General features: G+C 42.8%; 5 protein-coding genes and 1 rRNA gene. 3 read left to right on the top strand and 3 right to left on the bottom strand.

The features are described from left to right. Positions 1 to 156 precede the first annotated feature (156 nt). Positions 157 to 266, top strand: a 5S ribosomal RNA gene (gene rrf / locus FHG64_RS07425). 1,657 nt (positions 267 to 1,923) lie between these two features. Here rrf and FHG64_RS07420 read toward each other — a convergent pair. The 3 genes from FHG64_RS07420 to FHG64_RS07410 form a co-directional block, all read right to left on the bottom strand. Then, positions 1,924 to 3,384 (bottom strand): glutamate synthase subunit beta, encoded by a 1,461-nt coding sequence (locus tag FHG64_RS07420; RefSeq protein WP_139065812.1) that lies wholly within the window; start codon positions 3,382 to 3,384, stop codon positions 1,924 to 1,926. A 1-nt stretch (position 3,385) separates the two neighbouring features. After that, positions 3,386 to 7,909: a glutamate synthase large subunit gene (gene gltB, locus FHG64_RS07415; RefSeq protein ID WP_139065811.1), complete on the bottom strand. Its 4,524-nt coding sequence runs from the start codon at positions 7,907 to 7,909 to the stop codon at positions 3,386 to 3,388. 339 nt (positions 7,910 to 8,248) lie between these two features. Further along, the gene (locus FHG64_RS07410; RefSeq protein WP_139065810.1) at positions 8,249 to 9,391 is read right to left on the bottom strand and encodes an acyl-CoA dehydrogenase; all 1,143 of its coding nucleotides are present in this window, start codon (positions 9,389 to 9,391) and stop codon (positions 8,249 to 8,251) included. 92 nt (positions 9,392 to 9,483) lie between these two features. On the opposite strand from FHG64_RS07410, the gene FHG64_RS07405 reads away from it, so the two are divergent. After that, positions 9,484 to 10,548, top strand: a complete 1,065-nt coding sequence (locus FHG64_RS07405) for an anhydro-N-acetylmuramic acid kinase (protein ID WP_139065809.1) — start codon at positions 9,484 to 9,486, stop codon at positions 10,546 to 10,548. 129 nt (positions 10,549 to 10,677) lie between these two features. Continuing rightward, entirely contained in the window at positions 10,678 to 11,904 is a 1,227-nt protein-coding gene (locus FHG64_RS07400; protein ID WP_139065808.1) for a Glu/Leu/Phe/Val dehydrogenase dimerization domain-containing protein, read from the top strand. Positions 11,905 to 11,906 lie beyond the last annotated feature (2 nt).

Raw genomic sequence — 11,906 nt, 5'->3', positions numbered from 1 at the left:
AGTACTCATTTTATTTTATTAAAATATCAATGATATCTTCTATTGTTTATTTCCTTATATGTTAACTTATTAGAAGTTAGTATTGAGAATTGAGTATTGAGTATTGAGATGTTGTCTCACTACTCACTACTAATATCTCACTACTACTTTAAGATTTAAGGTGGCTATAGCATCGGGGCTCACCTCTTCCCATTCCGAACAGAGAAGTTAAGCCCGTTAGCGCAGATGGTACTGCTGTATTGTGGGAGAGTATGTCGCCGCCTTGTTTTTGAAAAGCACTTATCGAAAGATAGGTGCTTTTTTTGTTTATAACATCAGCAAATGCTGACTTCAAAACCCTTCATCATACCGATAGAGGGTTTTTTTATGGAATAAAGTCAACGTGGGAGGGTGAAAGATGGTATAAGTACAGACATCGGGTATTGAGTACTCGTCACGGATTGCAAATCCGCGCCATTGGGTCCTTATGTATAATTCAGCTTGTAAGAATTAACCACAAGAGTGGCCACGGAGTTAATAAGAGGAGTTACACGGAGTAGAACTCTGTGATACTCCGTACCGTACTCCGTTTACTCCGTGGTTAAATAGTGCCCGGTTGGAGTCCTGTTCTCTACATCTACTCGCTCACTCGCGCGTGGGATCCTAACAGGATGACAAACTGGGAGGCTAAGGATAAAGAGGGGGTATAGAGGGAATAACGAAAATCCAGGCTCTAGATTCCAGATTCTTCTCTCTCTTCTCTCTTCTCTAGTTTCTTGTTTCTTCATTGCCCACCCTATGTCCCGTTAGGGACCTCATATGGGTAGAAAAAATAAACGAAATGATTTTATCGTGCCTTTGGGTACGACATATAAAATGCGAGACGTAGCTATATGCTGTACCTAAAGGCACAGGAATTAATTACCCCTTTTTTCTACCCATATATAGTCCCTACGGGACAAAAAAACCAGGGCTTGCCCTCGTCTCCTGATTCTCCACAACAGGCCACTCTTGTTCACTCACTCGGGAGTGGGATCCTTACAGGATGACAAACGCAGAGGGGGTTGATGGGATTGGTGAGACTGGAAAGCATAAGTCGTCGGGTGTGGAGTACTCGTCACGGATTGCAAATCCGCGCCATCGGGTAGTGGGGAGCACAGAGGTTTAGATTCCAGACTCTTTTTCTCTTCTCTCTTTTCTTGGTTCTTCATTGCCCACACTATGTCCCGTTAGGGACCTTATATGAGTAGAAATTTCAATCGCAAAGGTATTATCGTGCCGTTAGGTACGAAATATAAAATGCCAGACGTAGCTATATGCTGTACCTAAAGGCACAGGAATTAATGCCCCCTTTTTTTTACCCATATATAGTCCCTACGGGACAAAAAAACCAGGCTTTGCTCTTGTCTCCTGACTCTCTACAACAGGCCACTCTTGTTCGCTCACTCGGGAGTGGGATCCTTACAGGATGACAAACCGGGAAGGTAAGGAAAGCACGGGGTAGAGGGAATGAAGAAAGTCCAGACTCTATTCTCTTTTTCTTGTTTCTTGTTTCTTGACTCTTGTTTCCTAATAATCCAAATGGCCACTCTTGCCCACTCACTCGGTAGTGTGATCCTTACAGGATGACAAACGCAGGGGGGTGTATGGGATTGGTTAGGCTGGAAAGTACAAATCGTCGGGTGTTGAGTGTTCGTCACGGATTGCAAATCCGCGCCATCGGGTGAAAGCTGCAGGGGTGGTATCGTACTTTCTAAAACATTTATAATCCTGCTGTCTTGGTTTAACCACAGAGTGGCCACGGAGTTTAAAAAAGGAGTTTCACGAAGTTAATTGGGGAACTGGAAAGACATTAGGAAAGTAAAGAAGTCCTGGCTCTAGATTCCAGACTCTAGACTCTTTTTTCTCTTCTCTTGCCTCTTGTCCCCCGTTTCTCAAAAATGCTCACGCTGCAGGTAAATCCCCCGCACCCTTCGTTGGTAAGGAAGTTTTCCCCATTAGATATTCATCCACACTCCTGGCGGCTTCCCGACCTTCAGAAATAGCCCATACTATAAGGGATTGCCCACGGCGCATATCCCCTGCCGTGAAGATGTTAGGAACATTGGTTTGATAATTATGGTCTCCTTTTATATTGGTCCTGTTGTCCACCTCCAGTCCCAGCTTTTGACTCAGATTATTTTCTGGTCCGGTAAAACCAAGTGCCAGCAGGGCAAGGTCGCAGGGCCATTCTTTCCCGGTTCCTTCGATCTCCTTTAACTGTGGCCTGCCTTCCCCGGTTTTTACCCACTCGATCTCCACAGTTTTCAGGCCTTTTAATTTTCCTTCCCCGTCTATAACAAATTCCCTGGTGGAGATGCTCCAGTTTCGCTCCACACCCTCTTCATGGGAAGAAGTGGTTTTCAAAGTAAAGGGCCAGTACGGCCAGGGGCTGGCTTCTGTTCTGTTTTCTGAAGGCATGGGCATGATCTCAAAATTGGTGACAGACTTTGCTCCGTGACGGTTTGAAGTCCCAACACAATCTGAACCTGTGTCACCACCCCCTATTACTATCACATGCTTGCCTTTCGCGTGTAATTCCTCTGTTGGTTCTGCAATCCCGTCTACAACCTGATTGTTTCGTTTTAAAAAATCCATAGCCTGCACCACCCCTTCAGCATCGGCCCCTGGTATGGGAAGGGGCCTTTTCTGCGTTGCCCCGCCACAAAGAAGGATAGCGTCGAATTCCTTCAGCTTTTCAATGTTATAATTTACACCCACATTGGCGTTGGTTATAAACTCAATTCCTTCTTCTTCCAATACTGCAAGCCTGCGATCTATTACCCATTTTTCCAGCTTAAAGTCGGGAATTCCATAGCGTAATAATCCGCCTGGTTTGTGGTCTCTTTCAAGTACAGTGACATTGTGACCCGCCCGGTTAAGTTGCTGTGCTGCTGCGAGGCCGGCCGGACCGGAACCTACCACTGCAACTCTTTTCCCGGTGCGGATTTTTGGAGGGTTCGCGGTAATCCAGCCTTCCTTAAAGCCTCTTTCCGGAATATATTTCTCAATGAGTTCTATGGCAACAGGAGGTTTTATTATACCCAGGACACAGGCCGATTCACAGGGTGCGGGACAGAGCCTGCCCGTGAACTCAGGAAAATTATTAGTGGAGTGTAATATGTCCAAAGCTCTTTTCCAGTCATTCTTATAGACAGCATTATTAAAATCTGGAATTAAATTTCCAAGGGGGCAGCCGCTATGACAAAATGGTATTCCGCAATCCATACAGCGTGCTCCCTGCTCATTCATTTCCTCATTGCTCAATTCCTGTGTGAATTCTTTGTAATTCTGAACCCTTTCTGGAACAGCAACGGTATCTTCATCTCTTCTGTTATATTCTAAAAATCCTTTTAATTTACTCATCTCAGGCTGTTTTTAATTCTATTTCGGCGTTTCTCATTTTCTCATCCTCCAAAAGCTTTAGCGCCTTCTTATATTCCACGGGCATCACTTTAATAAAGTTTCCGGAGTTCACGTCCCAGTTACCAAGGATCTCTTTTGCCACATCGCTTTCTGTATAGCGGTGGTGATTTTCTATGAGGTCTTTTACCTCGGTTAGATCTTCTTCTGAAGGTTTTTCAAGACCTATCATTTCCATATTGAAATTATGGCTGTCGATCTTATTTTCGGGGTCATAGATATAGGCAATTCCTCCGCTCATTCCTGCAGCAAAATTTCTTCCTATACTGCCCAGGATCACGGCTACCCCACCGGTCATATATTCACAACCATGGTCTCCAATTCCTTCAATGACTGCTTTGGCTCCCGAATTCCTTACACAAAACCGTTCCCCGCCAATACCATTGATATAGGCTTCCCCATTTGTGGCGCCATAGAGTGCAACATTTCCTATAATGACATTTTCATTGGATTTAAATGTTGCTTTCGCTGGTTTCCTGACAGATAGGGTAGCCCCACTTAAACCTTTACCAAAGTAATCGTTGGTGTTTCCCTCTACATTAAGAGTGAGTCCTTTCGTGGAGAAAGCCCCGAAGCTTTGTCCTGCCGCTCCTGTGAAATTTAGGGTAAGTGTGTCTTTTGGCAGTCCCTTGGCACCATGTATCTTTGAGATCTCATTACTTATTATTGCGCCGGTAGTCCTGTTGATATTGGAAATGGGGTACTCCAAACTCATTTTCTCTTTCCTGTAAATGGCAGGATGCGCTTTTTTTAGGATCTTGAAATCAAGCACGTCCTCCAGCCTGTGATCCTGTTTGGTGGTATTGTATAGCGGCATATCTTGATCTATCTTAGGTTTATAAAGAATGCCACTAAGATCTACCCCATTAGCCTTGTAATGATCTATAGCCTTATTCATATCAAGTTTCTGGCTTTGTCCTACCATTTCATCAATGGTTTTAAACCCAAGATTGGCCATGATCTCTCTTAATTCCTGGGCAACGAAGTACATGTAATTGATCACATGCTCCGGTGTTCCCTTGAAATTCTTCCTTAGTTCCGGGTCCTGTGTTGCGATACCAACAGGACAGGTATTTAAATGGCAGGCCCGCATCATAATACAACCTGAAGCCACTAACGGGGCGGTCGAAAAACCAAATTCTTCCGCTCCCAGTAAACATGCGACGGCTACATCTCTTCCTGTCTTAAGCTGTCCATCACATTCAACTACGATCCTGCTTCTTAGATCATTCAGCAATAAAGTTTGTTGCACTTCAGCAATTCCTAATTCCCAGGGAAGCCCTGCGTGCCTAAGGGAAGTGAGGGGGGCAGCACCCGTGCCGCCATCAAAACCCGACACCAATACCACATCTGCCTTGGCCTTTGCAACGCCTGCTGCAATTGTGCCAACCCCAATTTTCGAAACAAGTTTTACATTTATACGTGCTTCCCTGTTGGCATTTTTAAGATCAAAAATTAACTGTGCAAGATCTTCTATAGAATAAATATCGTGATGCGGTGGCGGGGAGATCAATCCAACATAAGGTGTGGAGTTCCTGGTCTTGGCAATCTCCGGGTTTACTTTAGGTCCCGGTAAATGCCCTCCTTCTCCCGGTTTGGCTCCTTGTGCCATCTTAATCTGAATTTCCAGGGCATTGGTTAAGTAATCAATGGATACCCCAAACCTTCCTGAAGCAACCTGTTTAATGGCAGAATTTCTCCAATCGCCGTCTGGACTCATATGAAATCGTTTCTCGTCTTCACCACCTTCGCCCGAGTTGCTTTTTCCTTTGATCCTGTTCATAGCAATAGCGAGATTTTCGTGGGCCTCCCGGCTTATGGATCCAAAAGACATCGCTCCTGTTTTAAACCTTTTTACAATTTCTGTCCAGGGTTCCACCTCGTCGAGTGAAACAGGATCAAGGTCCTTAAATTTGAACATACCCCTCAAGGTCATCAGGTTTTTAGACTGCTCATTTATGAGGTTTGAATATTCCCTGTAGCTTTCAGGATTATTTTGCTTTACAGCCTGCTGAAGCTTTGCAACACTTGCAGGATTGAACATATGTCTTTCCCCATTCCTTCTCCAGCGATAGTCCCCGCCTAATTCCAGTCCGGCTGAAGTATTATCGGTAAAAGGGGCAAAGGCCCTTTTAACCCTTTGCTGGATCTCTCGCTCGATTTCGTACAGCCCGATCCCTTCAATACGGGTGGGGGTATTGGTGAAATATTTATTAACGAATTTCCTGTTCAAACCAAGGATCTCAAATATCTGGGCGCCACGGTAGGAATGTAAAGTGGAGATACCAATCTTATTCATGATCTTCACGATACCTTTTCCAATTGCAGTATTAAAATTTTGTATTGCCTCTTCAGGATCGTGAACTTCAATCTCTTTCTTATTTGCCAGGTCATAGATGATCTCGTTCACCATATATGGGTTAATTGCACTGGCGCCATATCCAAACAATAAAGCAAAATGATGTGCCTCCCGTGGTTCTGCCGACTCTATAACTATCCCAAAAGAAGATCTTCTTTTATGTTTTTTAACTGTATGATGTACATAAGAACACGCAAGGAGGGATGGTATAGGTGCGAGATCTGAATTTGCATTACGGTCTGAAAGGATGATAATATTACAGCCCTTGTCAACAGCCCTGTTAATCTCCAGGATAATTTTATCCAACCGTTCTTCCAGCCCGTTCATACCCTCATTAGCCTTATAGAGTATGGAGACAGAGGCTGCTTTAAATCCCGGCAGGTCAATATTTCGTATTTTGTCCAGGTCCTCATTGGAGATCACAGGATTTTGTATTCTTAGCTTTTTCACATGTTCTGGGATGATATCGAATAAGTTCTTATCCTCCCCAATAGAAAGGCTAATGTCTGTAACTATCTCCTCTCTTATTCCATCCAGGGGCGGATTCGTAACCTGGGCAAATAATTGTTTAAAGTAATTGAAAAGGAGTTGCGGCTTATCTGAAAGCACAGCCAGGGGAATATCAGATCCCATAGAGCCAATGGCTTCTTTTGAAAGCTGCGCCATGGGAGCAATAATCGTGTTAATGTCCTCCAGTGTATATCCAAATAATTTTTGACGGGTTTTAAAGTCTGTTTTTTCCACAGGACATGTATTTCCCGTATAGGAAACCTCTGCCAATGGGAGCAAATTTTCGTCCAGCCAGTTGCGGTAAGGCCGTTGAGATACTATGTTGCTTTTTACTTCTTCATCCTCAATGATCCTTCCTTCATTCATATCAACAAGGAACATCCTTCCCGGTTCCAGGCGCCCATGTCTTTCCACATTTTCGGGGGCTATTTCTATTACCCCTGTCTCTGAGGCCATTATGACATAGCCATCTTTTGTAAGGGTGTATCGCGAGGGACGCAGGCCATTCCTGTCCAGAAGGGCGCCAATATAATTTCCATCTGTGAAGGGGATGGATGCCGGCCCATCCCAGGGCTCCATTATACAGGAATTGTACTCGTAAAAAGCTTTTTTGGCTTCTGACATCATAGGGTTTTTCTCCCAGGCTTCAGGTACCATCATCATAATCGCTTCGGGCAGGGAACGGCCGGTATGTAATAAAAGCTCCAGGACAGTATCCATAGAAGCTGAATCTGATTTGCCTTCAGCAGTAATCGGGGTAATCTCATTGATGTGGTCTCCCAGTAAATTACTTACAAATAGCTCTTCCCGGGCTTTCATTCTGCTTAAGTTTCCCCTCAGGGTATTGATCTCCCCATTATGGCACATATAACGAAATGGTTGGGCAAGATCCCAGCTTGGGAAGGTGTTTGTTGAAAAACGCTGGTGCACCAAAGCCAGTTTCGTAACAAGATCGGGATCATTAAGATCCTTATAATAAATATTTATATCCTGTGGCATCAACAGGCCTTTGTAAATTATAGTGGTGGTGGAAAGACTTGAGACATAAAAGTAAGCAGCCTCTGAAAGGCCTGAGGCATCGATCTTATGCTCCGCTATCTTTCTGGCGGCAAAAAGCCGGGCATTAAATTCCCTATCATCCAGGTCTTTGCCTTTCCCAATAAAAACCTGTTGCACATATGGCTCTGTAGAAGCAGCGATACTGCCAAGGCAGGTGTCATCTACCGGAACTTCTCTCCAGCCAATTAAAGTGAGTCCCTGCCTTTTAATTTGATTTTCGAATAGTTCCTTTACAATTTGCCTTTGATTAATTGCTTTAGGCAGGAATACCATTCCAACGGCATATTCTCTTGCCGGGGGAAGGTCAAACGGGCATACTTTTGTAAAATAAGAATGAGGGATCTCTATGAGAATTCCTGCGCCATCGCCTGTTCTCCCATCTGCACTTACTGCACCTCTATGCTCCAGGCGCACCAATATGTCCAGGGCTTTATGTATAATGTCATTTGTTCGTTTTCCTTTTAAATTACAAATGAAGCCTGCTCCACAATTATCATGTTCAAATTCGGGATAATAGAGTCCCTGCTGCTTTGGTTTCATAAAAATATCATTTAATTATTTTCACAAAAATATGTGATTGAGTGAGTTTTATGAAGTAAAAGTTTAATAAAGATGATAAAAATGCAGCAATAATAATTAGAATTGATTTTTTTATTAAATTCAGAAATTGACCTGCTGCATTTTGTGAAATTCTAATTTAAAAGGTTGATTGAAGACTGCTAACTGAGATATTGAGTAAAAAAGTAAAATTTGTTATTTATTGGTTACACCCCCATATTTTGATGGGGGTGGTGAGGGTAATTCTTTAATTATTTTGGGTTTGGGTATAAAAAAACAGCCGGTAAGGCTGTTTTTTATTAAAGTTTAAGGGATGACCCTCTATTTTTGTAAAATGCTTCTGGATATCACTATTTTTTGAATTTCTGAAGTTCCTTCGTAAATCTGCGTGATCTTGGCATCTCTCATCAATCTTTCCACGTGATATTCTTTCACATATCCATTTCCTCCATGAACCTGCACAGCTTCCACGGTTACATCCATGGCAACCTGAGAGGCATATAATTTGGCCATGGCGCCAGAAAGATCGTAATTTTCAGCGTTATCCTTGTCCACCGCTGCTTTCATAACAAGCATCCTGGCTGCTTCAATTGAGGTGTGCATATCTGCCAGTTTAAATGCGATGGCCTGGTGGTTACAGATCTCTGTTCCAAAGGCTTTACGAACTTTAGAATACTCCAAAGCAAGTTCATAAGCGCCGGCAGCTATTCCCAATGCCTGCGCAGCAATACCTATTCTTCCTCCTGAAAGTGTTTTCATGGCAAATTTAAACCCGAAACCATCCTCGCCAATCCTGTTCTCTTTTGGAACCTTTACATCATTAAAATTAAGGGAGTGAGTATCACTTCCTCGAATGCCAAGTTTTTGTTCCTTTGGTCCAATTTCAAATCCTTCCCAGCCTTTTTCAACTATGAAGGCATTAATGCCTTTATGCTTCTTTTCCCTATCTGTTTGAGCTATCACCAGGTAATAGTCTGCAGTGTTTCCATTGGTGATCCAGTTTTTAGTTCCATTGAGAATGTAATGGTCACCCTTGTCTATTGCGGTGGTCTTTTGTGAGGTAGCATCACTTCCTGCTTCAGGTTCAGAAAGGCAAAATGCACCAAGTTTTTCCCCTGTTGTGAGCTTTGAAAGATATTTTTCTTTTTGCTGCTCATTGCCAAAGGTGTCAAGACCCCAGCATACAAGCGAATTGTTCACAGACATGACGACAGATGCTGATGCATCTATTTTAGAGATCTCTTCCATTGCCAGTACATAAGAAACGGTATCCATACCGCCGCCACCATACTCGGGAGAAGCCATCATTCCAAGAAAGCCAAGCTCTCCCATTTTTTTAACCTGCTCCTTTGGAAATTCCTGTTTGTCATCTCTTTCAATCACACCAGGAAGCAAATCATTTTTTGCAAAATCCCTGGCGGCATCACGAATCATTATATGCTCTTCTGTAAGTTTAAAATCCATTGGCTGTATATGTTATAAAATCAAAATTTTTCCTGTGCAAAGGTAGTTTTTTGGTGTCTATTATTCAATTAAGATTGGTTATTTTTACGAATATGAAAAAAAGTTATTATAAGGTGCTTGGAGTTATGTCTGGCACCTCGCTGGATGGAATCGACCTTGCTCTTATTCATTTGGACCACAGGAAGGGGTGGGGATTTCAAATTGAGGTGGCAGAGACTGTGGGATATTCAGAAAAAATGAAGGGTATGCTCGCAGCGGCAATAGATTTTGAGCCGGCAGATCTTCACGCGTTCAATATTGCCTATACAGAATATCTGGCAAAAATCATAGGCAACTTTATTTCTAAAAATAATATTACAAACCTGGATGCAATTTGCAGTCACGGCCATACTATAAAGCATGAGCCACAAAATGGATTTACACTGCAAATAGGTAATCTCGAAATGCTCTCTCAAATCCTTAAAAATACAGTTGTTTGTGATTATAGAGTACAGGACGTAGAATTGGGAGGGCAAGGGGCACCTCTGGTACCAGTTGGGGACCGGTTATTATTTCCAGGTTATAAATATTGTTTAAATCTTGGAGGCTTTGCGAATATCTCTACTGAAGGAGATGGAAGGAGAATAGCCTTTGATATTTGTGCTGTTAATACAGTACTTAATTATTATGCCCAAAAATTGGGTATGGAATACGACCGCGACGGGAATTTGGCAGCTACGGGTAAATTGAATGCAAGCCTGCTTCAGGAGCTGGATGCCCTGGAGTTCTATTCGAAATCAGCTCCCAAATCCCTTGGGATTGAATGGGTGAATTCGCACGTATTGCCAATCCTGCATAAATATGACGATGATATTCCAGGCATACTTAATACCTTCAGCAAGCATATAGCAAAACAAATTGCAAGTTGTCTGGATAATGATCCTGCTTCAGAAATGCTGGTTACCGGCGGGGGGTGTTTTAATTCTTACCTTATGAAATGTCTTGGAGAAGCTACAAAGGTGCAGGTAGTCATCCCTTCAGCAGAGATTATTAACTATAAAGAAGCTCTTATATTTGGCCTTTTAGGGGTGCTGCGGTTAAGGGAAGAGATCAATGTCCTTAGTAGTGTAACAGGTGCCTGTAGGGATCACTCTTCGGGGCGGGTTTTTGTGCCTTAAATATTCAAAATTTAACCAAGCTTGGTATAATTGTTTTTTATATTTGCGGGCAACCAAAATAAATGATCATTCATAGCTGCAAGCCTTTTGTTTGCGGCATATCACTAAAGACCTAAATTTAAAAGAATAATGAAGGAATTACTTAATTTGTATGAGAACAAGGCGCCAGAAATAGTATTTAACTGGAAAGATCCCGAGACCGATGCAGAGGGTTGGACGGTGATCAATTCTTTGAGAGGGGGAGCTGCCGGTGGTGGTACCAGGATGAGAAAAGGCCTTGATATGAATGAGGTACTTTCTTTAGCAAAAACAATGGAGGTGAAATTCACGGTCTCTGGCCCTGCAATTGGTGGTGCAAAATCTGGTATAAACTTTGACCCGGCAGATCCGCGTAAAAAAGGTGTTCTTGAAAGATGGTATAAAGCGGTTTCACCTCTACTAAAAAGCTATTATGGAACAGGGGGAGACCTTAATGTAGACGAGATCCATGAGGTGATCCCTATCACAGAGGATTGTGGGGTTTGGCATCCACAGGAGGGAGTTTTTAGCGGCCATTTTCACCCTACTGAAGCCGATAAAATCAACAGGATTGGACAGCTACGCCAGGGGGTTATTAAGGTTCTTGAAAACTCTACCTATTCCCCGGATGTTACAAGAAAATATACTGTGGCAGATATGATCACGGGATATGGGGTGGCAGAGGCTGTTAACCATTATTACGCGATCTATGGAGGTGATGTAAAAGGCAAGAAAGCCATTATCCAGGGCTTTGGAAACGTGGGTTCTGCCGCGGCCTTCTATTTGTCAAAAATGGGGGTTAAGATCATAGGGATCATTGATCGTGTGGGTGGTCTTATTAATGAAGATGGCTACAGTTTTGAAGAGATGCAGGAGCTTTTCCTAAATAAAGAAGGAAATACCTTAAAGCATCCACAGCTCATTCCTTTTGAAGAGATCAATGAGAAGATATGGGACCTGGAAGCCGAGATTTTTGCACCATGTGCAGCATCACGACTTGTGACGCAGGAACAAATCGAAAGATTGATGAAGGGCGGGCTGGAAGTTATAAGCTCTGGTGCAAATGTACCTTTTGCAGATAAGGAGATCTTCTTTGGGCCTATTATGGAATATACAGATGAGCGGGTGAGTGTGATACCAGATTTTATTGCGAACTGTGGAATGGCAAGGGTTTTTGCTTATTTTATGGAACGTCGTGTCCAAATGACAGATGAGGCTATCTTTAATGATACTTCCATAACAATACGAAGCGCAATTCAAAAAACATTTGATCACAACAGTTCCAAAAAGGACATAAGCAAGACTGCTTTTGAAATTGCATTAAAACAATTGGTATAATA

This window comes from Antarcticibacterium flavum (genome assembly GCF_006159205.1).
Taxonomy (GTDB): domain Bacteria; phylum Bacteroidota; class Bacteroidia; order Flavobacteriales; family Flavobacteriaceae; genus Gillisia; species Gillisia flava.
This window is presented reverse-complemented; position numbering and strand designations above follow the sequence as displayed.

What these genes read in the sequence shown, in the direction of transcription:
- FHG64_RS07420 (WP_139065812.1), bottom strand. Translation starts at nt 3,384, where the DNA reads ATGAGTAAATTAAAAGGATTTTTAGAATATAACAGAAGAGATGAAGAT.
- gltB (WP_139065811.1), bottom strand. Translation starts at nt 7,909, where the DNA reads ATGAAACCAAAGCAGCAGGGACTCTATTATCCCGAATTTGAACATGAT.
- FHG64_RS07410 (WP_139065810.1), bottom strand. Translation starts at nt 9,391, where the DNA reads ATGGATTTTAAACTTACAGAAGAGCATATAATGATTCGTGATGCCGCC.
- FHG64_RS07405 (WP_139065809.1), top strand. Translation starts at nt 9,484, where the DNA reads ATGAAAAAAAGTTATTATAAGGTGCTTGGAGTTATGTCTGGCACCTCG.
- FHG64_RS07400 (WP_139065808.1), top strand. Translation starts at nt 10,678, where the DNA reads ATGAAGGAATTACTTAATTTGTATGAGAACAAGGCGCCAGAAATAGTA.